Origin of the sequence: Streptomyces sp. NBC_00299 (genome assembly GCF_036173045.1) — a bacterium.
Lineage (GTDB): Bacteria > Actinomycetota > Actinomycetes > Streptomycetales > Streptomycetaceae > Streptomyces > Streptomyces machairae.
The window spans coordinates 8,972,868-8,997,115 of sequence record NZ_CP108039.1 but is presented as its reverse complement, the minus strand read 5'-3'; the positions used below and the strand labels follow the sequence as shown (position 1 = coordinate 8,997,115).

General features: G+C 71.0%; 23 protein-coding genes. 12 read left to right on the top strand and 11 right to left on the bottom strand.

Annotation, left to right across the window (positions count from 1 at the left end; genetic code table 11):
• Positions 1–53 precede the first annotated feature (53 nt).
• A complete protein-coding gene (locus tag OHT51_RS39990; RefSeq protein ID WP_328883807.1) occupies positions 54–1,037 on the bottom strand; it encodes an aldo/keto reductase in 984 nt (327 codons plus the stop codon).
• Positions 1,038–1,174: 137 nt separating this feature from the next.
• Between OHT51_RS39990 and OHT51_RS39985 the strand changes: the two genes are divergently transcribed.
• A complete protein-coding gene (locus tag OHT51_RS39985; RefSeq protein WP_328883806.1) occupies positions 1,175–2,866 on the top strand; it encodes a cholesterol oxidase substrate-binding domain-containing protein in 1,692 nt (563 codons plus the stop codon).
• Between the two features lie 7 nt (positions 2,867–2,873).
• Here the strand turns inward: OHT51_RS39985 and OHT51_RS39980 are convergent, their stop codons facing one another.
• Entirely contained in the window at positions 2,874–4,097 is a 1,224-nt protein-coding gene (locus tag OHT51_RS39980; protein WP_328883805.1) for an FAD-dependent monooxygenase, read from the bottom strand.
• A gap of 346 nt (positions 4,098–4,443) precedes the next feature.
• Between OHT51_RS39980 and melC1 the strand changes: the two genes are divergently transcribed.
• Complete coding sequence (gene melC1 / locus OHT51_RS39975; protein WP_328883804.1) at positions 4,444–4,884, top strand: apotyrosinase chaperone MelC1; 441 nt, start codon at positions 4,444–4,446, stop codon at positions 4,882–4,884.
• Between the two features lie 92 nt (positions 4,885–4,976).
• Positions 4,977–5,801 (top strand): tyrosinase MelC2, encoded by an 825-nt coding sequence (gene melC2, locus OHT51_RS39970; protein ID WP_328883803.1) that lies wholly within the window; start codon positions 4,977–4,979, stop codon positions 5,799–5,801.
• Positions 5,802–5,819: 18 nt separating this feature from the next.
• On the opposite strand, the gene OHT51_RS39965 is transcribed toward melC2, so the two are convergent.
• Positions 5,820–6,515 (bottom strand): ribonuclease H family protein, encoded by a 696-nt coding sequence (locus tag OHT51_RS39965; RefSeq protein WP_328883802.1) that lies wholly within the window; start codon positions 6,513–6,515, stop codon positions 5,820–5,822.
• Positions 6,516–6,553: 38 nt separating this feature from the next.
• Positions 6,554–7,357 carry a VOC family protein gene (locus OHT51_RS39960; protein WP_328883801.1) on the bottom strand — a complete coding sequence of 268 codons (804 nt, stop codon included), beginning with the start codon at positions 7,355–7,357 and terminating at the stop codon, positions 6,554–6,556.
• Positions 7,358–7,508: 151 nt separating this feature from the next.
• On the opposite strand from OHT51_RS39960, the gene OHT51_RS39955 reads away from it, so the two are divergent.
• From OHT51_RS39955 to OHT51_RS39935, 5 genes are all read left to right on the top strand, one after another.
• A complete protein-coding gene (locus tag OHT51_RS39955) occupies positions 7,509–8,516 on the top strand; it encodes a zinc-binding alcohol dehydrogenase family protein (protein ID WP_328884586.1) in 1,008 nt (335 codons plus the stop codon).
• Positions 8,517–8,838: 322 nt separating this feature from the next.
• Complete coding sequence (locus tag OHT51_RS39950) at positions 8,839–10,275, top strand: family 2B encapsulin nanocompartment shell protein (RefSeq protein ID WP_328883800.1); 1,437 nt, start codon at positions 8,839–8,841, stop codon at positions 10,273–10,275.
• Positions 10,276–10,291: 16 nt separating this feature from the next.
• Positions 10,292–11,350, top strand: coding sequence for a family 2 encapsulin nanocompartment cargo protein terpene cyclase (locus OHT51_RS39945; RefSeq protein ID WP_328883799.1), 1,059 nt, complete (start codon positions 10,292–10,294; stop codon positions 11,348–11,350).
• 50 nt (positions 11,351–11,400) lie between these two features.
• Positions 11,401–12,279, top strand: coding sequence for a geranyl diphosphate 2-C-methyltransferase (locus OHT51_RS39940; RefSeq protein ID WP_328883798.1), 879 nt, complete (start codon positions 11,401–11,403; stop codon positions 12,277–12,279).
• 118 nt (positions 12,280–12,397) lie between these two features.
• Positions 12,398–13,315, top strand: a complete 918-nt coding sequence (locus tag OHT51_RS39935) for an SGNH/GDSL hydrolase family protein (protein WP_328883797.1) — start codon at positions 12,398–12,400, stop codon at positions 13,313–13,315.
• 16 nt (positions 13,316–13,331) lie between these two features.
• On the opposite strand, the gene OHT51_RS39930 is transcribed toward OHT51_RS39935, so the two are convergent.
• A complete protein-coding gene (locus OHT51_RS39930; RefSeq protein ID WP_328883796.1) occupies positions 13,332–13,811 on the bottom strand; it encodes a VOC family protein in 480 nt (159 codons plus the stop codon).
• 124 nt (positions 13,812–13,935) lie between these two features.
• Between OHT51_RS39930 and OHT51_RS39925 the strand changes: the two genes are divergently transcribed.
• The 3 genes from OHT51_RS39925 to OHT51_RS39915 all read left to right on the top strand — a co-directional run bounded on the left by OHT51_RS39925 (position 13,936) and on the right by OHT51_RS39915 (position 16,517).
• Positions 13,936–15,147, top strand: coding sequence for an epoxide hydrolase family protein (locus tag OHT51_RS39925; RefSeq protein WP_328883795.1), 1,212 nt, complete (start codon positions 13,936–13,938; stop codon positions 15,145–15,147).
• A 127-nt stretch (positions 15,148–15,274) separates the two neighbouring features.
• A complete protein-coding gene (locus OHT51_RS39920; protein ID WP_328883794.1) occupies positions 15,275–15,913 on the top strand; it encodes an ATP-dependent Clp protease proteolytic subunit in 639 nt (212 codons plus the stop codon).
• Between the two features lies 1 nt (position 15,914).
• Complete coding sequence (locus tag OHT51_RS39915; RefSeq protein ID WP_328883793.1) at positions 15,915–16,517, top strand: ClpP family protease; 603 nt, start codon at positions 15,915–15,917, stop codon at positions 16,515–16,517.
• Between the two features lie 15 nt (positions 16,518–16,532).
• On the opposite strand, the gene OHT51_RS39910 is transcribed toward OHT51_RS39915, so the two are convergent.
• From OHT51_RS39910 to OHT51_RS39900, 3 genes are all read right to left on the bottom strand, one after another.
• Complete coding sequence (locus OHT51_RS39910) at positions 16,533–16,982, bottom strand: helix-turn-helix domain-containing protein (protein WP_328883792.1); 450 nt, start codon at positions 16,980–16,982, stop codon at positions 16,533–16,535.
• A gap of 99 nt (positions 16,983–17,081) precedes the next feature.
• Complete coding sequence (locus OHT51_RS39905) at positions 17,082–17,537, bottom strand: ATP-binding protein (RefSeq protein ID WP_328883791.1); 456 nt, start codon at positions 17,535–17,537, stop codon at positions 17,082–17,084.
• Between the two features lie 99 nt (positions 17,538–17,636).
• Positions 17,637–18,785, bottom strand: coding sequence for a DUF6777 domain-containing protein (locus OHT51_RS39900; RefSeq protein ID WP_328883790.1), 1,149 nt, complete (start codon positions 18,783–18,785; stop codon positions 17,637–17,639).
• A 181-nt stretch (positions 18,786–18,966) separates the two neighbouring features.
• On the opposite strand from OHT51_RS39900, the gene OHT51_RS39895 reads away from it, so the two are divergent.
• Positions 18,967–20,253 (top strand): streptophobe family protein, encoded by a 1,287-nt coding sequence (locus OHT51_RS39895; protein WP_328883789.1) that lies wholly within the window; start codon positions 18,967–18,969, stop codon positions 20,251–20,253.
• A 43-nt stretch (positions 20,254–20,296) separates the two neighbouring features.
• Here the strand turns inward: OHT51_RS39895 and OHT51_RS39890 are convergent, their stop codons facing one another.
• From OHT51_RS39890 to OHT51_RS39880, 3 genes are read right to left on the bottom strand one after another with little or no spacing between them, the layout of a single operon-like run.
• A complete protein-coding gene (locus tag OHT51_RS39890) occupies positions 20,297–21,295 on the bottom strand; it encodes a serine/threonine-protein kinase (protein WP_328883788.1) in 999 nt (332 codons plus the stop codon).
• Positions 21,285–21,830, bottom strand: a complete 546-nt coding sequence (locus tag OHT51_RS39885; protein ID WP_328883787.1) for a hypothetical protein — start codon at positions 21,828–21,830, stop codon at positions 21,285–21,287. The genes OHT51_RS39890 and OHT51_RS39885 overlap by 11 nt, the downstream gene beginning before the upstream one ends.
• Positions 21,831–21,839: 9 nt before the next feature.
• Positions 21,840–24,185 carry an ABC transporter ATP-binding protein/permease gene (locus OHT51_RS39880; RefSeq protein WP_328883786.1) on the bottom strand — a complete coding sequence of 782 codons (2,346 nt, stop codon included), beginning with the start codon at positions 24,183–24,185 and terminating at the stop codon, positions 21,840–21,842.
• Between the last annotated feature and the right edge of the window lie 63 nt (positions 24,186–24,248).

Here is a 24,248-nt window from a genome sequence, read left to right as displayed (position 1 = left end):
TTCAAACAGCGCGGCTCCGGTGCGGCTGGGCGGCCGTCCGGAGCCGTACGCGTCTACCAGCGGTGTTCCACCTGGTCCTGGATCCGCCGGTCGTAGAGGTCCCGGATCGCGGAGAGGGTGTCCCCGGACAGCTCCGGCAGCGCGGCGGCGGTCGCGTTGGCGCGGACCTGCTCGGGTGTGCGGGCGCCGGGGATCACGGTGGTCACACCCGGCTGCTGGATGATCCAGCGCAGCGCCAGCTGGGCCGGCGTGTAGCCCACCGGTGCGAGTTCGGCGAACTCGGCGGCGGCCTCGACGCCGGTGGCGTAGTCGACCCCCGAGAAGGTCTCGCCCTGGTCGAAGGACTCGCCGTGCCGGTTGTACGTGCGGTGGTCGTTCGCTGCGAAGACGGTGTCCTTGGTGTACTTGCCCGACAGCAGGCCGGAGGCCAGCGGAACCCGGGCGATGATGCCGACGCCGCCCTCGTGTGCGGCGGGCAGCACCTCGCGCAGGGGCTTCATGCGGAACGGGTTGAGGATGATCTGCACGCTCGCGACACCCGGGCGGGCGATCGCGGTCAGCGCCTCCTCACAGGTCTCCACGCTCACGCCGTAGCGGGCGATGCGCTCCTCCGCGACCAGGGTGTCGAGGGCGTCGAACACCTCGTCCGTCGAGTAGACGGGGGTCGGCGGGCAGTGCAGCTGGACCAGGTCGAGGCGGTCGACGCCGAGGTTGCGCCGTGAACGGTCGTTCCAGGTGCGGAAGTTGTCGAGGACGTAGTTCTCGGGGATCTGGTCGACCCGGCGGCCCATCTTGGTCGCGACGAAGATGTCGAGCTCGGGCCTGGCGCGCAGGAACGTGGCGATGGTCTGCTCGCTGCGCCCGTCGCCGTACACGTCGGCCGTGTCGAAGAAGGTCACTCCCGACTCGACCGCTGCCTCCAGCACCGCGAGGGCTTCCTTGTCGTCGACGTCTCCCCAGTCGGCGCCCAGCTGCCACGTACCGAGACCGACGACGGATGCCCGCTGACCCGACCTACCGATTACACGCTCGTCCATGGCGTCAGTGTGTCACTCGTCATCCATGTGCGCGGAACAGGCCCCTCCGCCTCGTTACCTGTGAATCCATCACTCACACGGGTGAATCAATTCGACAGGCAGACGGTGCCTGTCAATGCGGTCCCTAGCGTGAGTCCGTGACCGACGACTTCAGCCGCAGGGGCTTCCTGCGCACGGCAGCCGCCCTGACCGCCATACCGACTCTGCTGCCGGCGGATCCGGCCGCCGCGGCACAGGAGTTGCCCGACTTCCCGGCCGATGTGGCGCTCCACCGCTCGGCGTACCGCAACTGGGTGGGCGAGATCACCGCCGACGGCCTGTGGGCCTGCACACCGGCCCGCCCGGAGCAGGTGGTCGCCGTCGTCAACTGGGCCTGGCGGCACGGCTGGAGAGTGCGCGCCCGGGGCGCCTCGCACGGCTGGTCACCGCTGACGATCACACAGGGCACCCCGTCGGACGCGCCGGTCCTCCTCGTCGACACCGCCGCCCATCTCACCGGCCTGTCCGTGGAGTCGCCGACGACCGTGCGCGCCGGCACCGGCGTCACCCTGGAGGCCCTGCTCACCCGCCTCGAGGAACACGGTCTCGGCATCACCGCCGTGCCCGCGCCAGGCAACCTCACCCTGGGCGGCGCCCTGGCCGTCGACGCGCACGGCACCGCCGTACCGGCGCGCGGCGAACAGCGGCTGCCCGGGCACACGTACGGTTCGCTGAGCAATCTCGTGCTGTCGCTGACGGCGGTCGTCTGGGACGACGCCAGGGGCGCGTACGTGCTGCGGACGTACGGTCGTGACGATGCGGACTGTGCCGCCCTGCTGGCCCATCTCGGGCGCTCCCTGGTGACCGAGGTCGTGCTGCGCGTGGGCGCGAACACCGACCTTCGCTGCGTCAGCCGTACGGACATCCCGGCGCGCGAGCTCTTCGCCGCGCCCGGCACCGACGGACGCACCCTCGCGAGTCACCTGGACCGGGCCGGGCGGGTCGAGGCGATCTGGTTCGCCTTCACCGAGTTCCCGTGGCTGAAGGTGTGGAGCGTCTCCCCCACCCGGCCGCCGGTCTCGCGGCGCGTGACGAGGCCGTACAACTACCCGTTCTCCGACAGCGTCCCGACGCCGGTCGCGGAACTGGTGGGGCACATCGTGTCGGACGGGGCCTGGTATCTGGCGCCGGTGCTCGGCAACGCGCAGTACGACGTGGCCGCGCTCGGACTGGTGGCGACGCTGTCGGCGGACATCTGGGGGCCGTCGAAGAACACGCTGCTGTATCTGCGGCCGACGACGCTGAGGATCGCCACGAACGGCTACGCGGTGCTCACCAGCAGGGCGCAAGTACAGCGCGTCGTGGCCGAGTTCACGTCCTTCTACCGGGAACGGCTCGCGGCGTACGCCGACCGGGGGCAGTTCCCCGTCAACGGGTCGGTGGAGATCCGGGTGACCGGCCTCGACGATCCGGCCGACGCCGGCCTGGACGGGGCGCGGACCCCGCTGCTGTCGGCACTCCGTCCGCGCGACGACCGTCCCGAGTGGGACACCGCCGTCTGGCTGAACATCCTGACGCTGCCCGGGACGCCGTACGCGGAGGCCTTCCTGAGCCAGATCGAGCGGTTTCTGCTGCGCACCTTCGACGGCGAGTACGCCATGACCCGCGTGGAGTGGTCGAAGGGCTGGGCCTATACGAAGGAGGCCGCGTGGAGCGACGGGGAGGTGCTGGGCACGGTCGTGCCGGGCACCTTCGGGGAGGGCGTGTGGGGCGAGGCTTCCGGCGTCCTTGACCGCCTCGACCCGCACGGCGTGTTCGGCAACGCGTTCCTCGACCGGCTGTTCCGGTGAGTCACTGCTAGGTACGGGATGCCAGGGCCCTGGCATGCACGGTGCGTGCGACCTTCGGTCCGAGCCAGCGCTTGAGGCGGCGCATGGCCTCCAGTTGCCCTGCGGCCCGGTCGATCTTGTAGTACAGCTGCGGTGGCAGATACGGCAGCAGGGGCGAGTGGCGCTGGCCGAGCAGGGCGAACATCTGGTCCGGGGGCAGCTGGAGGTAGCGGGGCAGGTTCTCGTACCACTGGGCGCTGTAGCGGGCCGCGCTCTGAATGGACAACAGGGCCTGCTTGCGCTCCCGTTCGTAGTGGGCGAGCGCCTCCGGGAGGACGGGGTGCTCGTGCAGCGCGTCGGCGAGGGCGATGGCGTCCTCCAGGGCGAGGGTGGTGCCGGCCCCGATGGAGTAGTGGGTGGTGTGGGCGGCGTCGCCGAGCAGGACGAGGTTGTCGCGGTGCCAGGTGCGGTTGTCGAAAGTGCGGAAGGGCCGCCACCGGTCGCTTCCGTCGGGGCCTGAGCGCCCGATGAGGGCGTGGCCGTCGAGGACGTCGGCGAAGAGCTTCTCCAGCAGCGCCAGTCCGTCGGCCTCGCTCGCGGTGTCGAAGCCCAGGCCGGTCCAGGTCTCCGGGGCGCATTCGACGACGCAGGTGCTGGCATCCGGGCCGGAGCCCTTGCCGTAGCCGTAGCCGTAACACCAGATCCAGCCGTGGGCGGTCTCGACGAAGGCGAAGGTGAACGCGTCGAAGACCTTGCTGGTGCCGAGCCAGAGGTAGCGGTTGCGGCCGGCTCTGGCCTGGGTACCGAAGTGGTCGGCGTACTGGGTGCGCAGGGAGCTGTGGACGCCGTCACCCGCGACGATCAGGTCGGCGGCGGGAAGGTTCTCCGGCGTGATCTCGTGCTCGTAGTCCAGCCGTACGCCCAGCGCCCGGGCGCGTTCGGCGAGGATCTCCAGCAGCCGGTGGCGGCCGATGCCGTGCCCCGAGTCGCTGGGCCGACGGGCCGTCACGCCCCGGACGTGGGCGACGCCTTCGTCCCAGCGGACCGAGCTCTCCTCGATGGCGCGAGCGGACACGGGGTCGCGCTCGTACAGCTTGACGAGCAGTCCGCGCCAGTACGTGACACCCCAGCCGTAGGTGGTGCCCTCCGGATTGCGCTCGTGGACGGTGATGTCGTGCGACGGGTCCCGCAGTTTCAGCAGGATCGAGAGGTAGAGGCCGGCGGGCCCGCCACCGACACAGGCGATCTTCACACACACCCCTTGAAAATACTCAAATCGGCCATATCTGCTCGGCAGAGTAGCAGGACGGACACCCCATCCCGCGGCATTGCTGATCGCGCCACTTTCCGCGCGTGAGGTGGGCCACGCGCGCCGGCTCCGCCGGCGAAGGACCATCCGGAACGCGATCTACCGGGGGAGGAATTTCCCGTTCCGGGGCTTCACGGTCACCATCGCGGCAAGATCACCTTCATTCAACCTTGCACGACATGTAGTTACTTGTCCGGATCGGGGCCAACCACTGCCGAGCGATTTCTTCCGCTCTCGTCCGGCCCGATAGGCATGCGGAGTCGCAACCGAACGAACTCAGGAGGTCCGCATGCCGGAACTCAGCCGTCGCCGTGCGCTCACCGCCGCGGCCGCCCTCGCCACCGTGGCCGGTGTCCAGACGGTCACCGCCCCCACCGCCACCACCGCGTCCGCCACCCCGGCCGGGTCCACCGCGTCGACCGGGTCCACCGCGTCGACCAGGTCCACCGGCGGGCACGACCACCATGCCCCGACCCCGACGCCCTTCGACGAGGTCTACAAGGGCCGCCGGATACAGGGCGGACCGGCCTCGGGCGGCGGTCACGCGCACCACGGCGGCGGATACGCCGTGCTCGTCGACGGGGTGGAACTGCATGTGATGCGCAACGCCGACGGCAGCTGGATCAGCGTCGTCAGCCACTACGACCCGGTGCCCACGCCGCGCGCCGCGGCCCGCGCCGCCGTGGACGAACTCCAGGGCGCCGCGCTCCTCCCCTTCCCCACCGGCTGACCTGCCGACCGAAGTACCGGTCGACCGCCGACAGGGCGGCCGTCCATCGACCAACTGCCTTGCCCCACCCGCACTTTGGAGCACCAGCGACCATGACCGTCCGTAAGAACCAGGCTCTGCTCACCGCCGACGAGAAGCGGCGATTCGTCTCCGCGCTCCTGGAGCTGAAGCGCAGCGGCCGCTACGACGAGTTCGTCACGACCCACAACGCCTTCATCGTCGGCGACACCGACAACGGCGAGCGCACCGGACACCGTTCACCGTCCTTTCTGCCATGGCACCGCAGATTCCTGCTCGAGTTCGAGCGCGCGCTGCAGGAGGTCGACGCCTCGGTCGCGCTGCCGTACTGGGACTGGAGCAGTGACCGCTCGATACGGTCCTCGCTGTGGGCGCCCGACTTCCTCGGCGGCACCGGGCGCAGCCGCGACGGACAGGTGATGGACGGGCCGTTCGCGGCGTCGACGGGCAACTGGCAGATCAATGTGCGCGTCGACGGGCGTACGTTTCTGCGCCGGGCGCTCGGCGCCGGCGTCCGCGAGCTGCCGACCCGGGCCGAGGTGGAGTCCGTGCTCGCCATGCCCACGTACGACATGGCGCCCTGGAACAGCGGTTCGGACGGCTTCCGCAACCACCTGGAGGGCTGGCGCGGCGTCAATCTGCACAATCGGGTGCATGTGTGGGTCGGCGGGCAGATGGCGACCGGCGCGTCGCCCAACGACCCGGTGTTCTGGCTGCACCACGCCTACATCGACAAGCTGTGGGCGGACTGGCAGCGCCGGCACCCCGGCTCCACCTATCTGCCGGCCGCCGGGACGCCCAATGTGATCGACCTGGGCGACACGATGAAGCCGTGGAACGACGTACGCCCCGCGGACCTGCTGGACCACACCGCGCACTACACGTTCGACGCGGCCTGAGCCCCGCGGGGCTCGTCGTCACGCCTCGGCGGTCCGGCACTCCGGGTGGCCCCAGCCCTGCGGGTTCTTGGCGATGGACTCGCCCGCCGCATAGCCGCGACCGCAGAGGCAGCGGCCGGGGAACTTGGCCTTGATGGTGCGCGAGGAGCTGCCGTTCTTCCGGGGCGCGGCAGCCTTGCGGCGCGGGGCCGCCTTGGCCTTGGGGGTGTCCGGGGAGGGTGGCGGCTCCGGTGAGCCGAGCCCGCTGCCCGCGGGCTCCTGCACGGTGGCGGCCTGGCTGGCGGCGCGGTCGGCGAAGTCGTTCAGGCGGTCGCCGTCGACCTGGTGGGCGGGGACGTAGCGGAACTCGACCGTGCGGCCGTCGAGGAGTTCGTCGATGCGTACGACCAGTTCCTGGTTGGCGACCGGCTTTCCGGCGGCCGTCTTCCAGCCGTTGCGCTTCCAGCCCGGCAGCCAGGTGGTGACGGCCTTCATGGCGTACTGCGAGTCCATGCGGATCTCCAGCGGTACGTCCGGGTCGGTCGCGGTGAGCAGCTGTTCCAGGGCGGTGAGCTCCGCGACGTTGTTGGTGGCCTTGCCGAGCGGTCCCGCCTCCCAGCGGGCCGGGGTCTCCGTTTCGTCGGCGACGACCCAGGCCCAGCCCGCCGGTCCGGGGTTTCCCTTGGAAGCCCCGTCGCACGCGGCCACTACACGTTCAAGCATGGGCCCGATCATGCCATGGGCGGGCCGGGTGCCCGGAATCGCGGAGTCGGTCAGGAGACGTCGCTGAGCTTGGGCATGTCGCCCTCGGTCGTGCCGGTGTCGATCACCGAGAAGTTCGCGCCCTGCGGGTCGCTCAGCGCCGCGAACCGGCCGAAGGGGCTGGTCATCGGGCCGAAGCGAAGGGTTCCGCCGAGTTTGGTGGCCTTGGCGACGGCGTCGTCGCAGTCGGGGACGTTGAAGTAGACGTTGATCCACGGCGGGATGTCGGGCGGGAAGTCGGACGTCATCTTCATCCGGCCCAGGGCCATGTTGTCCTTGCCAAGGGTGTAGAGCCGGAAGTCCATCTCCCCGTCTTCCATCTGCTGCTGCCCATAGCCGAACACGGCGGGGAAGAAGGCGTCGGACTTCTCCGGCTCGCGGGTGAAGATCTCCGACCAGCACAAGGCGCCGTGCTGATCCATCTCCGTCTCGAAGCCCTTGTGGGTGCCGGGCTGCCAGACACCGAAGACGACACCGCCGGGGTCCCGGGCCAGGCACATGCTGCCGAACTCACCGACCGCCATCGGCTCCATCAGGACCTCGCCGCCGTTCTCACGGATCTTGGCGGCGCTCGCGCCCGCGTCGGAGGAGGCGAAGTAGAGGCACCACTGCGACTGGCCCTCCTGGCCGGGCATCGGCGGCACCACCGCGGCGGCCGCCTTGCCGTTCGCGTACGCCTGGGTGTAGTTGCCGAACTCCGTCGACTCCTCGCCGAAGGTCCAGCCCAGGACGTCGCCGTAGAAGCTCTTTGCTCCCTCGACGTCACTGAACATCGCATCGGCCCAGATCGGCGTTCCTGCAGGTTTCACGGCCATGATCGCGGCCCTCTCCCGGATCGGTGAGTTGTCCGGATTCTTACGCTAGTCACCCGGCCCTCCGGCCGCGCGCCGAATGCCCCTTTCCGCTCCAGACTGGGGGTGGACGGCAGCCGGTCGACGAACGGGACACGGTATGGCGGACGGGACGATGCGTGCGTGGTCGGTGGTCGAGCCGGGGCCGGTCGAGTCGGGGTCCCTGCGGCCGGTCGAGAAGCCGGTGCCGGTGCCGGGGGACGACGAACTGCTCGTGCGCGTGTGGGCGTGCGGGGTGTGCCGCACGGATCTGCACGTCGCCGAGGGTGATCTGGAGGTGCACCGGCCGGGTGTGACGCCGGGGCACGAGGTCGTCGGCGAGGTCGCGGGGTTCGGGGCGGCTGTGAGCGGCTTCGGCGTCGGGGAGCGGGTGGGGGTCGCCTGGCTGCGGCGGACCGACGGTTCGTGCGGCTACTGCGCGCGGGGCGCCGAGAACCTGTGCCCGGCCTCGGTGTACACCGGCTGGGACGCCGACGGCGGGTACGCCGAGTACACGACCGTGCCGGCCGCGTTCGCGTACCGTCTGCCCGCCTGCCTGGACGACGTGTCGTGCGCGCCGCTGCTGTGCGCCGGGATCATCGGGTATCGCGCCCTGCGACGCGCTGCGCTGCCACCGGGCGGGCGGCTCGGGCTGTACGGCTTCGGGGGCAGTGCCCATCTGTGCGCGCAGGTGGCGATGGCCGAGGGCGCCACGGTCCACGTCCTCACGCGCGGGGCGGCCGCGCGGCAGCTGGCGCTCGATCTGGGCGCCGCCTCGGCGCGCGACGCGCAGGAGATGCCGCCCGAGCCACTGGACAGCGCGATCCTGTTCGCGCCGGTCGGTGAGCTGGTCCCGGTCGCGCTGCGCGCCCTCGACCGGGGCGGCACCCTGGCCGTCGCGGGCATCCACCTCTCCGACGTCCCGGCACTGCGCTACGAGACCGAGCTGTTCTACGAGAAGCAGCTGCGCAGCGTCACCTCCAACACGCGCGCGGACGGCCGTGAGTTCCTGGCACTCGCCGCCGAGCACTCCGTGCGCGCCACGACACACACGTATCCGCTCTCCCGGGCGGACGAGGCACTGCGGGATCTCAAGGCCGGGCGCTTCGACGGAGCGGCCGTACTGGTGAACGACGTCTCCTGAGCCTCGTGCGGCCCGCGCGCCGGACGGGACACGAAGTGCGAGAGCCCGCAGGTCGCGCGCCCCGCGCGCCCGCACGTCGGGCCGAACGCGACCGGCGTGCAGGCACATGCGCGTGTGCCCTCTGCTTCCAGGGAGAGTTTGCACCACCGAGGTGATCAAACCGCCCCCTTCACGCCGTACCGACCCCACCACCTGCGCTGTTTGGCTTGTCCCTGCGGCGCGTGCGGCTCACCAGTGCCACTGGGCAGCCCCCATCACGCGCCCGCGGTTGCCGTCGTCACCGACCACTTCGCTCACGCCCGATCACCCTCTAGGGAGATACGTGTCCGTACCCGACAGCGCCACGGAACCCGCCACCGACGACTCCGGCCCCTCCGCCGACGGACAACTCACCAGTCTCAGCACCCATGCGGCGCGCCAACTCACCACGACCACCAAGTCCGAACCGCAGATGCAGGCCATCTCCTCGCGATGGCTGCTGAAGATGCTGCCGTGGGTGGACGTCAAGGGCGGTACCTACCGGGTCAACCGGCGTCTCCAACTGCGCGTGGGCCGTGGCCGGGTGCAGTTCGAGCAGAACGGCGCCGACGACATCAAGGTCATCCCGCAGACGCTCACCGAACTGCCCACCCTTCGCGGCTACTCCGACATCGATGTCCTCAAGGAGATCGCGAGCCGCTTCCGGGTGCGCGAGGTCCGGGCCGGCCAGGTGCTCGTCGCCGCCGGGCAGTCGGTCACGGAGGCCTTTCTCGTCGTGCACGGCCGCTTCACCCGCTTCACCGAGGGCAAGTACGGCGAGGAGGAGATCCTCGGGGTCGTCACCGACGGCGACCAGCTCGGCGACGAGGCCATCGGCCAGTCCGAGCCGCTGTGGCGGAGCTCGGTGCGCGCGGAGACGGCCGGCGTACTGCTGGCGCTCCCCTGGTCCGTGGTCGCGGAGATCGTCGACCGGGTGCCGTCCCTCGCGGCGCACCTGGAGGCGTACGGCGAACGCCAGAAGCTGCCCATGAACCGCAAGGGCGAGGCCCACGTTCCGGTGCAGGCCGGCCACACCGGCGAGCCGACGATCGACGGCGGCTACGTCGACTACGAACTCTCGCCACGTGAGTACGAGTTGTCCCTCACCCAGACCGTGCTGCGCGTGCACACCCGGGTGGCCGACCTCTTCAACGACCCGATGAACCAGACCGAACAGCAACTCCGCCTCACCATCGAGGAGATCCGCGAACGGCAGGAATGGGAGCTGGTCAACAACCGGGAGTTCGGGCTGCTGGCCAACGCCGACCACGGGCAGCGCGTCAGCACCTTCACGGGGCCGCCGACCCCCGACGACATGGACGAACTGCTGTCGATGCGCCGCAAGACCAAGTTGTTCATCGCCCATCCGAAGGCGATCTCGGCCTTCTTCCGGCAGTGCAACCGGCGTGGTCTGGTGCCGGGCACGGCGAACGTCGACGGGCACGAGATCCCCGCCTGGCGGGGTGTGCCGATCTTCCCGTGCAACAAGATCCCGATCAGCCCGCAGCACACCAGCAGCATCATCGCGCTGCGCACCGGGGAGGGCGACCAGGGCGCCGTCGGGCTGTATCAGACGGGCATTCCGGAGGAGTACCAGCCGGGCCTGAACGTGCGGTTCATGGGCATCGACGCCAACTCGATCATGCGCTACCTGGTCACCGCCTACTACTCGATGGCGATCCTCGTCCCCGACGCGGTCGGGATCCTGGAGAACGCCCAGATCGGCCGGACGGCCGAGTGACCGCGTGGAGCACCCGATGAGCACGTCCTCCCCCGTCTCCGGCTTCGCACTGCCGGGACCGCCGGACATCGCGAGCTCGTTCGGCACCCAGCGGCGCACCGGGGCGATTCCCGGGCTCCGGTACCGGCAGGTGGCCCCCGCCGACCCCGTGAAGGCCGCGGAGGTCGACCGCAGGCTGGAGGAGTGGGCCCGGCATCTCGATCTGTTCCCCGAGGCGTGGAAGGGCGACTTCTCGGGGTTCCAGTTCGGGCGGGCCGTGGTGCTCCAGCATCCTCAGGCTCTCGATCTGGAACGTCTGACGGCCGCAGGCGAGTTGCTGCTCGCCGAGAACGTCGTCGACTCCTGCTACTGCGAGGAGGACGAGGGCCGGGGCGGAGCGCGCAGGGGCCTCGGGGGCCGGCTGATCATGGCCCAGTCGGCGCTCGACCCGTACCACGGCATTCCCGAGCTGGAGGAACAGTGGCGGCACGGCGTGCGGGCCGACGGTCCGCTGCGCTCGTACCACTTCGCCCTCCAGGACTACGCCGCCTTCGCCACTCCGAGCCAGACCGACCGCTTCGTCCACGACATCGCCCGGCTGCACCTGGGCTATCTCGCCGAAGCCGCCTGGGCGGAGACCCGGTATGTCCCGCAGGTCTGGGAGTACCTGGTGATGCGGCAGTTCAACAACTTCCGGCCCTGTCTGTCGATCGTGGACGCCGTGGACGGCTACGAACTGCCCGAGGCGGTCTACGCCCGCCCCGAGATCCAGCGGATCACGGCGCTCGCCTGCAACGCCACCACGATCGTCAACGACCTGTACTCCTTCACCAAGGAGCTGGCGAGCGACCCCGACCATCTGAACCTGCCGCAGGTCATCGCCGCGAACGAGCACTGCGGTCTGAAGGCCGCCTACCTCAAGGCCGTCGAGATCCACAACCGGATCATGGAGGCGTTCGAGGAGGAGTCGGCCCTGCTGTCCGTCACCTCACCGCTCGTCGAGCGGTACGCCCGGGGCCTGTCCGACTGGGTGGCCGGCAACCACGAGTGGCACTCCACCAACACCCACCGCTACCACCTGCCCAACTACTGGTAAAGCGCGATCGAATGACAGAGCGTCACAAGCACCAGCACGAGGAGTCACCGTTGACCATCGCCCCCGACGCCGGCACCAAGGCAGCATCGGTGCCGACCCAGTCCACGTACCAGACCCGCGTCGCGGACTACTGGAACGCCGAGGAGAACCCGGTCAACCTCGAACTCGGAAAGCTCGACGACCTCTACCACCATCACTACGGCATCGGAGCCGCCGACCGCGCCGTGCTCGACGAACGCGACCCGGACCTGCGGCGGGAGCGCATCACCACCGAACTGCACCGGCTGGAGCACGCCCAGGCCGAACTGCTCGCCGACCGGCTCGGCCCCCTCGCCCCCACCGACCGCGTCTTCGACGCCGGTTGCGGGCGCGGCGGCGGCAGCGTTACGGCACATCTGCGGTACGGCTGCCACGCCGACGGCGTCACCATCTCGCAGAAGCAGGCGGAGTTCGCGAACGCCCAGGCCCGCAAGCGGGGCATCGACGGCCGGGTGCGCTACCACCACCGCAACATGCTCGACACCGGGCTGCAGACCGGAGCGTACGCGGCCTCCTGGAACAACGAGTCGACCATGTACGTCGAGCTCGACCTGCTGTTCGCCGAGCACGCCCGGCTGCTGCGCCGCGGCGGCCGCTACGTGACCATCACCGGCTGCTACAACGACACCTACGGGCGCGCCTCGCGCGAGGTGTCCCTGATCAACGCCCACTACATCTGCGACATCCACCCACGCTCGGAGTACTTCCGCGCCATGGCTCGCAACCGGCTCGTCCCGGTCCATGTGGAGGACCTCACCGAGGCGACCATGCCCTACTGGGAGCTGCGCCGTGAGGCCGAGCACCTGGTGACGGGCATCGAGGACACGTTCCTGACCGCGTACCGCAACGGCAGTTTCCAGTACCTGCTGATCGCGGCGGACCGCGTCTGACCGACCGCCGGGCTCGCGTCGGCCATGGGTGGGCCATGGCCGACGCGAGTCTTCCGCCTTGGGCCCGGCTGTGCTTGCCTGGGGAACCGTTTTCGGTGCCCGGGGCGGGAGTTGCCGTATGCGCAGGCCGTGGATCGTGGGGCTACTGCTGGCCGCCGTGCTGCTCGGCGCGTGCGGGGATCCGGCGTCCGGGCCGGAGGCGGCGCCGCCTCCGGACGCACCGCAGGCGTCGGTGACCACGCAGCAGCGGAAGCCAGCCTCGCCGAGCGCGAGCACCGGCACCGGCAAGAAAGCCCCTTCGAAGGCGCCCACCGTGCTGTACCTGGGCGACTCCCTCGCCATGGAGGCGCAGGACGTGCTCGGGCAGGAGGTGCGCCGTGAGCTGGGGGCGACGTACGCGAGCGCCCCCTATTCGGGAACGACCCTGTGCGACTACCTGGAGGGCACCGGCGAGCGGTCCCTCGTGCCGGTCGCGGACAAGGCGGCCGCCCTGGTGCGCAGGCTGCGGCCGGACTTCGTGGTGCTGCAGTTCTGGGGGAACGCGTGGGGCTACACGCCGTGCATGGACGGGATCACCCATGACGCCTCGCCCGGGAAGTACTTCAAGCGGTACGAGGCGGACCTGAAGCGGCTCACCGACCAGATCGCTGCGGCCGGTGAGACACGGATCGTCTGGGTGCTGCAGGGCCCGGACCCGATCGCCCCCGACCGGGTCCGGCGCGTCAACGCCCTGTACGAGTTGCGGGCCGGCGCCTCGGGCGGCCTGCTCGCCGACGCGGGCAAGGCGCTGAGCGCGGCCGGGGCCCGTCACTCCTGGGTCCAGTACCTGCCGTGCACGGCGTACGAGCGCGAGCACGCCGAGTACTGCACCCAGTCGGACCGCGACCGGACCGCCCTGCACCGCGACGACGACTACCTGCACTTCTGTCTGGCACCGACGACCTCGAAGCCCAGGCCGTGCCCGGTCCGCTCGCCCGGGATCCTGCGGATCGCCCGGGAGATCACCCGAGTGATCGGCACGCACACCGTCGGCTGACGGCGGGGCCGGTTCCCTATCCGACGTAGGCCTTCTCCAGAGCGGCGATGTCGAACTTGCCCATCTCCATGAAGGCCTTGGTCACGCGGGCCGCCTTCGCCGGGTCCGGGTCGGTGACCATGGCGTCGAGGCTGTCCGGGACGACCTGCCAGGACAGCCCGAACCTGTCCTTGAGCCAGCCGCAGGGGCCGGGCTCGCCGCCGCCCTCGATGAGCTTCTCCCAGTAGTAGTCGATCTCCTCCTGGTTCTCGCAGAAGATCATGAAGGAGGTCGCCTCGGTGAACTTGAACTGGGGGCCGCCGTTGAGCGCGAGGAACTTGTGGCCGTTGGCCGTGAACTCGACGGTCATGACGGAGCCGGCCGGCTGCATCGCGCCCTCGGGGTAGCGCGCGACCTTGCCGATGCCGGAGTTCTTGAACACGGAGACGTAGAAGTTGGCGGCCTCCTCGGCCTGGCCGTCGTACCAGAGACACGTGGTGAATCCGTCGGTTGCCATGGGTACCTCCTGGGCGTGCGGAACGCTGTCACCGGTACCGACCGATCCTCGCCCCGGAACTCATCGGTCGCACGGCCGGATAATCCACGTGGCCGTTACACCGTTCGGAACTAGCATCGCCGTCATGACGCCTTCGCCCGCCGCCAACGGCATCCATCCCTTCCGTATCGACATTCCGCAGAGCGACCTGGACGACCTGCACGACCGTCTGGACCGCACCCGGTGGCCCGACGAGCTGCCCGGGGTCGGATGGGCCTACGGCGTGCCGTCGGAGTACCTGCGCGAGCTGGTGCGGCACTGGCGGCACGAGTACGACTGGCGGGCGGCGGAGGCGCGGCTGAACGAGTGGCCGCAGTTCACGACCGAGATCGACGGCGCGCATGTGCACTTCGCACACATCCGCTCGCCCGAGCCCGGCGCCACCCCGCTGATCGTCACGCACGGCTGGCCGGGTTCGATCGTGGAATTCCTGAACATCGTCGGTGCGTTGACGGACCCGGCGGCGCACGGGGGTGATCCCGCCGACGCCTTCCACGTGGTCCTGCCGAGCATTCCCGGATTCGGGTTCTCCGGCCCGACCCACGAGACCGGCTGGGAGGCGCGTCGCATCGCGGACGCGTGGGTCGAGCTGATGACACGCCTCGGCTACGAGCGGTTCGGCGCCCAGGGCGGCGACTGGGGCGCGGGAATCTCCCGCGAGCTGGGCCGCGTCCACGCCGACCGGGTCATCGGCATCCACCTCAATCTCCTGCCCGGCGCGCAGGCGTCCACCGAGCCGACTGCCGAGGAGCTGGCGGCGCTGAGCCCCGAGGAGCGGGAGCGGACGCTCACCTCCTGGCGGCGGTGGGCCCAGTGGCTCCGCGGATCGACGGGCTACTTCCACGTGCAGTCCACCCGGCCGCAGACCCTGTCGTACGCGCTCACGGACTCGCCGGTCGGCCAACTCGCCTGGATCGTGGAGAAGTTCCAGGAGTGGACCGACTCCGAGCAGCTGCCCGAGGAGGCCGTCGACCGGGACCAGATGCTCACCAACGTGATGCTGTACTGGCTGACGGGCACGGCGGGATCGTCGGCCCGGGTGTACTACGAGCGCGCCCATGCCCACGGTGACCGGGTGGCCGCACAGCACGAGCCCTCGACCGCCCCGACCGCGGTGGCGTCCTTCTTCGGCGACCCGCAGATCCCCCTGCGGCACAAGGCGGAGCGGACGGAGAACATCGTGCGCTGGACGGAGTTCGACCGGGGCGGGCACTTCGCGGCGATGGAGGAGCCGGAGCTGCTGGTGGGGGACGTACGGGCGTTCTTCCGGCAACTGCGTGAGAAGGGCGACGGCTGACGCGGCAGAGGCCTGGGCCGCCCGCTCTGCCGGTAGCGAATCTGCCGCGGGCAGAGAAACCGCATTCCGGCGTCGTCCGAGGTCAAGAGTGGAGTCGAAGGCATCCCCGCCACCACGAGGAGAACCGATGACTCCACTCACCACGCTCGCGCCGCGGGCCGAGGAGGGCGACACCGCGCCCACCCGCTTCGACGACCAGTTGGCCGCCCAGCTCCTCGGCCAGCGCATCGTCCTGCTGGGCACCCAGGTCGACGAGGTCTCCGCGAACCGGGTCTGCGCCCAACTGCTGATCCTGTCCGCGGAGGACCCGCGCACCGACATCAGCCTGTACATCAACAGCCCGGGCGGCTCCGTGCACGCGGGCCTGGCCATCTACGACACGATGCGGCTGATCCCGAACGACGTCGCGACGCTCGCCATGGGCTTTGCGGCCAGCATGGGCCAGTTCCTGCTGAGCGTCGGCAGCGCGGGCAAGCGGTACGCGCTGCCGAACGCGCGCATCATGATGCACCAGCCGTCGGCGGGCATCGGCGGTACCACCGCGGACATCGAGATCCAGGCGGAGAACCTGGAGTTCACGAAGAAGACCATCGAGCGGATCACCGCCGAGCACACCGGCCAGAGCCCGGAGACCATCTCCCGGGACGGCGACCGCGACCGCTGGTTCACGGCCGAGGAGGCCAGGGAGTACGGCATGGTGGACCAGGTCGTGGAGTCCCTCACGGACGTCCGCCCGGCCGCCTCCAAGCGACGGATGGGGCTGTGACATGGGCAACTACACGATTCCGTACGTCGTCGAGCGGACCGCGCACGGCGAGCGGTCCTCCGACGTGTTCAGCCGGCTGCTGTCGGAGCGGATCATCTTCCTCGGTACGGAGATCGACGACGGCGTCGCCAACGTCGTCATCGCGCAACTCCTGCATCTGGAGTCGTCGGCTCCGGAGAACGAGATCGCGATCTACCTCAACTCCCCCGGCGGCTCGTTCACTTCGCTGATGGCGATCTACGACACGATGACCTACGTGCAGGCGCCGATCTCGACCTTCTGCGTCGGCCAGGCGGCTTCCACTGCGGCCGTCCTGCTGGCCGGAGGGGATCCGGGGCGGCGGTTCGTGCTGGAGCACGCGCGCGTGCTGCTCGGCCAGCCCGCCACCGGCGGCAGCCGGGGCATGGTGTCCGACCTCGCCCTCCAGGCCAAGGAGATGGTCCGGATCCGCTCGCAGGTCGAGGAGGTGCTGGCGCGGCACACCCACCACGACATCGCGACCCTGCGGGCGGACATGGACCGCGACAAGGTGTTCACCGCCGAGGAGGCCGTGGCGTACGGCCTCGCCGACGAGGTGGTGAGCCGGCGCCTCGTGCGGGTCTGAGGCGCCGGCGCGACCTCACGCCGCGAGGCACATCCCGTCGTACCGTGAACCGGCCCTGGTGCGGCTGCCGGTGGGTGCGCGGCGGGCGGTGAGCCGGAGGAGCTCGCCCTGCGCCTGCGACAACAGGTCGCCGAGGCCGAGTCCGAGGGCGTGGGCGGCGGCCGCGAGGACCTCCGAGGAGGCCTCCTTGCGGCCGCGCTCCACCTCCGAGAGGTACGGCATGGAGATCCGGGCCGCGTCGGCCACGTCCTTCAAGGTGCGTTCCTGGGCGAGGCGCTCGCGGCGCAGGACGTCGCCGACCAGGTCGCGCCACAGGGGTTCCTTGGGTGCCGGGGCGGGCGGTGTGGCGGCGGGCGCGGGTGCCTGAGTGGCAGGGCGTTCGGACGCGGGGCGGGTCGTTCCCGGGCGCGCGGCCGGCGGGCGCAGGGGAATGACGCGGGCTTCGTTCGGCGCTTGTTTGCTCACTTTCCCAGCCTATGAGCGTGCGACGGCAGGGGAAGGGACTTGCGTTCTGCCCTGGGGGAAATCGCGGCTACGAACCGGCACGGAATTCCCGGCCGCCGGTCACTCGTCGGCCAGTCGCAGCACCGCCCGCACCAGCTTGCCGACCGGCACCCGTTCCACGGCGACTTCGGCGGCCAGCGCATGGACGATCTCCAGTCCGTGCCGGCCGACCCGCTGCGGATCCTTGGGATAGCGGCGAGGCAGGGCGGCGCTGCTGTCGTACACGCAGACCGTCACCGCGTCGTCGGTGCCCTCCAGATCCAGGATGTACGGGCCGTTGCTGTGCCGGTCGGCGTTGGTGACGAGTTCGCTGACCACCAACAGCACCTTGTCCTCGTCCGGCTGCCCGATCGTGGCGCACCACTCGGTCCTGAGCCGCCCGAGGAACAGCGCCGCGAAGGACCGCGCCTCGGCGATGCATCCCGGTTCACCGCTGTAGTGCGCCGCCCGCCGAAGCGGTTCCACGGGCACGTCGAAACCAGTCGGAATCACTGCCCCGTCCACGTGCTCGATCATGCGTTTCTCTCTCGGAAGCCGGCCCCGGCCGGACGCTGCTGCACCAGTCCTGTTACCCAGAGAGGGGCCGCGCAGTCCCCGTGCAGGTCGCGCCGTACGTCACAGCTGCGGCGACTGCGACGCGCCCTCCGCGGGCGCCGACCCGGACGTCGCGGTCGTGTCCTCGTCCGGCGGCGGGGCGGGGGGCTCGGACGACTCGGGCTCGGTCGTCGGGGGTTCGGGGGGCGAGGTCTCCGGAGTGGACGATTCCGGGGTCGATGTCGGCGGGCTGGACGGGGGACTCGGCGACGTCGGCGTCGACACGCTCACCGACGGGGAGGGCTTCACCGGCCGGTCGGTCTTCTTGTCCTTGTCGCCGTCGTCGCCGCGCTCGCGGGCGACCCACTCGTCGCGCTCGTCGTCGAAGATGACGAACACGTTGATGACCGTCGTCGAGGGCACGACCACGACGACGTTCGAGGAGCGGTAGGACGGCCAGGAGTCTCCGGTCCGCTTGAGCGTGCCCTGCTGGGCGACCGGCGGGGTCAGCGGGTTGCCGCAGGCGCAGCGCACCCGGGGCACCCCGCGGTCGTCGACCAGCACCGCCGTGCCGCTCTGGAGTACGGCCTGATAGCGGGTGGCGGCGCCGTCGCGGAAGCCGTGGTTGGTGACACGGGTGTCCAAGCGCAGCTGGACGGGGGTGAGCGCGCGCAGATATGCGGGGACGTCGTCGGCGTCGACGCGCGCGACCGACGCGAACGCCCTGTTCTTGTCCGGGGCCGCCCGGAGGTACTCGATCTGCTTCTCGACGTCGCACGCGGCGGTGCTGCGGGTGCCGCCATACAGGCCGGGGGCGTCGCCGTCCACTCCGCGCACCGCGTTCGACGGCGCCGACTCGGTGGCCTGGGTGGGGGTGGCGGGCGGGGCGGAGCTGTCCGTGGCCGTGGAGTCGGTGAACGGGTCGGGTCCGGTCTTGCCGGCGGCCTGGAGGAAGACCTCCCCGTCGGCGCTCGTCCCGGTGCCGCCGTCGCCGCCGTCACCGCGGGAGAGGACGACGGCGAGGATCACGGCGGCCACGACCACGACGGCGATCGCCGCCATGCGGGGCGCGGACCGCCACCAAGGGCGGCGCGGTTCGGGGCCGGGTGCTCCGGTGCCGCCGGTCGGCGGCGGCTGCGAGGGCGGGCCGGAGGGCGGCTGGGAAGGACCCGACAGGGGGCCCGAGGGCGGTCCTGTGGGGCGGCCGGACGACGGAGGTTCGACGCTCACGAAGCCTTCTTCCCAGCGTGGCAGGTGGTGCTTTCGCCGCGCACTCGCCGCACACCTTTGTCGCTTTTGTCGCTTCTCTACGGCGATCCCATTCTGTGCTCCGGTGCCGCGCCGCCCGCAAGCCGACGCGGACGGACCTCCTGGCGGGCGTGGCGCCGAGGCGCTGCTTAGCGTGGGCAGGGTGAGCTCGCCGACCCCTTCCCGAACGGCCCTGGCCGCCCATGGCTGGGTGCAGGCCTTCGTCGCGGTCCTGTCTGGGCTGGTGGCGATGGGGGTGGTCGCCACGCTCGGGCTGTGGGCGGCCGGGGCCGCAGACCTCCCGGACAACGCCTTCCCGCGCGTCGTCGCGGCGACCGTCGTCACGGCGGTCGGCGGCACGATCGAGCTCTCGGGGAACGCCGGAGGGCTGGCCGAGTCCGACGCCGGGCTGACTGTGATCCCGCTGTCCGTCACGCTCGCCGGTGCGCTCGTCCTGGCCGCCGGTTTCCTGCGTCCGCTGCGGCACCGGGCGGTCGCCGGAGTTTGGGAGCTGGCCGGCTGGGCCGCAAGGATCGCCGCGCTGTGGCTCGTCGCGCTCCTGGCGCTGGCCCTGGCCGCCAGCCAGACGTTCTCCCTCTCCCTGCGCGACCTCGGGGAGGACGCGCTCGGCGACCTCGGCGACCTGTTCGGCATCTCGCCCGAGGTCGGCTTCACCACCCACATCCCGGCGACCTTGTTCTTCGGCCTGCTGTGGCTGGCGGGCGTGCTGGTGCTGGCCCTGCTGGTCTCGCGCGGGGCTCCGCTGCCGGGGCGGCTGCTGCGCTTCCAGGAGTCGGTGCGGCCGGCCGCGTACGCCATGGTGGCGCTGCTGCTCGCGTACGTCGTGCTGGGTGTCGTCATCGGCCTGGTCGTGGCGGCGACGCGCGGACACGCGGCCGAGACGTTCGCGGTGATCCTGCTCGGTCTGCCGAACGTGGTGTGGCTCGCCCTGACGATCGGGCTCGGCGCGACCTGGAACGGCCGGGTGGACGGGCCGTTCGGGCTGCCCATGCCGCATGTGCTCGACGAGGTGCTGCGCGGCCGCGAGGCGGCAGAGCTGAACCTGGGCACGCTCGCCGAGCACGACGGCCGGGTGTGGTGGCTGGTCGTCGTCGACGCGGTCCTGTTGCTGGCTGCCGCGTTCGTGATGGCGAGGCGTTCACCGGCCCGGATGCGCGCCTGGCAGCATGCCGTGCACATGGCGGTCGCGCTGGCGCTGACGGTGCTGATGATCTGCCTCGTCGGCCGGACGTCGGCCCATTACGGCCTGTCGGTGCTGGGCATCGGTGACCTCGGCGGGGATCTGGGCGGCGAGCTATTCCTGCGGCCCGAGGTGTGGGGCGCCATCGGCCTGGCACTGCTGTGGGGGCTGGTCACCGGGTTCCTCGGTGGGCTGCTGGCGAAGCGGATGCGGCACCGGGGCGAGGTGCCGCCGCGCGTGGAGGAGTGATCGGCCACACCGGTGACCACACCGGTGACCACACCGGTGCCGGTCACCGCCGGAAGACCGGCTCGGCCCAGCGGGGCGGTGGTTTCGGCTCGTCCTTCGCGGACTTCTCCGCCCGCTCCACGACCCTCAGGTCCACCTCCGTCGGCGCGTGTCCCTGCGCCGCACCGCCCGCGACCGCGGCGCGCAGGTCGGCCACGAAGGCGAGACAGGAGTCCTGCCGGTCGTCGGGGCTCTTGGCCAGCGCCTTGGCGAACACGGCGTCGACGGCCGGGGCGAGGTCCGGGCGCGCCTCGGTCAGGGGCGGTGGCTGGTCGTACTGGTGGGCCCACAGCAGGGCCATGTCGTTGTCCCGGCGCAGGGGCGGGTGGCCGGCCAGGCACTCGTAGACCACGCAGGCGAAGCCGTAGACGTCGCAGCGGGCGTCGACCGGTTTGCCCGAGATCTGCTCCGGGGCCACGTAGTCGAGGGTGCCGACGAACTGGCCGACGGTCGTGAAGCCGGTCAGGGACAGCGACTTCTTCGTCAGGCCGAAGTCGGTGAGGTACACGTGCTCGGGGTGATCGCTGTCGGTGCCGCGCGCGACGAGGATGTTGCCGGGTTTCACGTCCCGGTGGACCAGGCCGTGATCGTGCGCCGCGTCGAGGGCGGAGGCGACCTGGGCGGCGATGCGCAGGGCCGTCGGGGGCGTCAAGGGACCCTGGCGGTCGAGGAGATGGCGCAGGTCGCTGCCGGAGACGTAGCGCATGGCGATGTACAGGACGCCGTCCGTCTCGCCCGCCTCGAAGACCGGCACGATGTGCGGATGGTCGATCGCGGCGGCGGCCCGGGACTCGTGGGTGAAGCGGCGCCGGAAGGTGTCGTTGCGGGAGAGTTCGGGGGCGAGGAGCTTGAGGGCGACGGTGCGGTCGAGGCGGAGGTCGAGGGCGCGGTAGACGACCGCCATGCCGCCGCGGCCGATCTCGCGCTCGATGCGGTAGCCCGCGATCTCCCGGCCGATCAGTTCGGAGGGGCGGCCGGAGAAGAGGCTCGTGTCACGGACCATCGGGGTTCACGACCTGGGTCGGGGCGTGGCCGGGGTCCGTGGCGACGCGGGGGCCGTCGTCGGTGGCGTACGTGCTCAGGCGGGTTCCGTCCGCGTACACCCACCGGCCGTGCTCGGCGTCGTAGAGCCACATGGACTCCCCGTCGACGACCACCCCCATGCGCAGCCCCGATGTGCGGGCGCCGAAGGCCTCGCCGTCCAGGCCGCCGGCGGCGAGGTCCTCGACCGCGGACCGGTACCCGGCCAGCACCTGATCGACTCGGGCGAGCAGCGGGCGCGGGTCCGCGGCAGTGGTGAGCGGTCCGGCGTCGGCGGTGGGCGGGTCCAGCGGGACGGCGACCAGGTAGCGGCCGTCGACCCAGGCCGACCAGCCGTTGGCGCACAGGATGTGCCCCCAGTCGCCCTGCCGTTCGAGGAGCTGGACCGGCAGGAGCGCATCCAGGGGGACGGTGGGCCGGGCGGGGTCGGGTGCCTCCCAGGCGGGCATGCCGTGCTGGGGGACGACGTGGGTGGGCCGGAAGCCGGGGGACGTCATGGCGCTCGCCTACTTCCGCATGACGACGGGTTCGCGGCGGCGCAGCAGCCGGGAGACGACGTAGCCGAAGACCGCGGAGAGCACGACGAGCATGGCCACGTTGAGCAGCCACACGCCGGCCGAGTGCTTGAACAGCGGGTCCCCGGTCAGGTCGCCGGGGACGAGCCGGGACAGCTCCAAGGTGCCGGCCATCGCGCCGAGCGCCCACCGTGAGGGCACGACCCAGGAGAGCTGCTCCAGGCCGGGTACGCCGTGGAGCTTGAGCAGGGCTCCGCAGAAGACGACCTGGACGATGGCGAGCAGCACCAGCAGCGGCATCGTCACCTCCTCCTTGCGCACCAGGGCGGAGACGACCAGGCCGAGCATCATCGCGGTGAAGGCCAGCAGGGCGACGGCGACGGTGATCTCGACGAGCGGCGGCATCAACACGCCCTCGCCGCCGGGGGCGTTGAGGTCCACGCCGAGCAGGGCCACCAGAGTCAGTACGACCGCCTGGAGCACGGTGATCGTCCCCAGGACCACCACCTTGGACATCAGGTACGCCGATCTGGACAGGCCGACGGCCCGCTCCCGCCGGTAGATGACACGCTCCTTGACGAGCTCGCGCACGGCGTTCGCCGCGCCCGTCAGGACGCCGCCGACGCACAGGATGAGCAGCGCGTTCATCGCGGTCTCCTGGGTCAGCCTGCTGCCGGCCAGGGCGCGGGCCATCGCGCCCATCACGAACGGCAGGGCGATCATGATCGCGAGGAAGGTGCGGTCGGCGGCGAGCGCGGTGGCGTAGCGGCGGATCAGCGTGCCGAGCTGGGCGCCGCGGCTGCGCGGCCTGGGCGGCCGGGCGATCACGACCGGGCCGGTGCGGGGCTGCCGGGGCTGGCCGGTCGCGTCGGCAATGTACTGCCGGTGGTGGAGCGAGCTGCGGTAGTCGCCCGCCCAGTCCCGCTCCTGGTCGCGCTCGAACGCCTCGAAGGCCTCCGGCCAGTGCTCGAACCCGAAGAAGAGCAGGGCCTCCTCGGGCGGGCCGTAGTAGGCGATGCGTCCGCCGGGGGCGAGGACGAGGAGCCGGTCGCAGATGTCGAGACTGAGCACGCTGTGGGTGACGACGATGACGGTGCGGCCGTCGTCGGCCAGGCCGCGCAGCATGTTCATCACCGAGCGGTCCATGCCGGGGTCGAGCCCGGAGGTCGGCTCGTCGAGGAACAGCAGCGACGGCTTGGTCAGCAGTTCAAGGGCGACGCTGACGCGCTTGCGCTGCCCGCCGGAGAGGCTGTGCACGGGCTGCCCTGCGCGCTGCTCCAGACCCAGCTCTTGGATGACCTCGTCGACCCGGGCCCGGCGCTCGGCCTTGGCGGTGTCCTGGGGGAAGCGCAGCTCGGCGGCGTAGGACAGGGCGCTGCGGACGGTGAGTTGTGCGTGCAGGATGTCGTCCTGCGGGACCAGGCCGATGCGCTGGCGCAGCTCGGCGTAGTCGCGGTAGAGGTCGCGGCCGTCGTAGAGCACGGTGCCGTGGTCGGCGGGGCGCTGGCCGGTGAGGGCGTTGAGAAGTGTGGATTTCCCGGCGCCACTGGGGCCGACGACGGCGAGCAGGCACTTCTCCCCCACCGGGAAGGAGACATGGTCGAGGAGGGTCTTGCGGCCGTGGTCGACGGCGACCGCGAGGTCCTGCACCTCCAGGGAGACCTCGCCGGTGTCGACGTACTCCTGCAACTGGTCCCCGACCAGGCAGAACGCGGAGTGTCCGATGCCGACGATGTCGCCGGGGCCGATCGGGGCGGTGGTGACCGGACTGCCGTTGAGGTAGGTGCGGTTGTGGCTGCCCAGGTCGGCGATCTCGTACGTCCCGTCGGCCAGGGCGTGCAGTTCGGCGTGGTGGCGGGAGACGACCAGGTCGTCGATGACCAGGTCGTTGTCGGCGGCGCGGCCGATGCGGACGGTGCGGGTGGGCAGGGGCCGCACGGAGGTGGGCCGGCGGAAGGTGCCGGTGAGGCCGGGCACGGCGATCGCGGAGGGGTGTTCCGGCGCGGCGGGCGGGCCCTGGCGGTCCAGCAGCACCGCGCGGGGGCCGTCGGACGGGTTGCCGAAGCGGATGACGGTACCGGGCCCCACGTCCCACTCGCGGATGCGGTGACCTTCGGTGTAGGTGCCGTTCGTGCTGTTCTCGTCCGCGAGGGTCCAGTGGTCGGTGCCGGGCCGCAGTACCGCGTGGTGCCAGGAGACGCGGGCGTCGTCGATGACGACGTCGCTGAGCGGGTCGCGTCCGACGCGGTAGTCACGGCCGGGGGTCATCACGGTGGAGCCCGACTCGGTCTCCAGGACCAGTACGGGCGCAGTCGGTGCGACCGGCCGCTCCGCCATGCGAGGATTCTATCGATCTGCCCAGGTATGCGCTGCCTGCGCGCGCTGCGTCCGCCTGCGCTC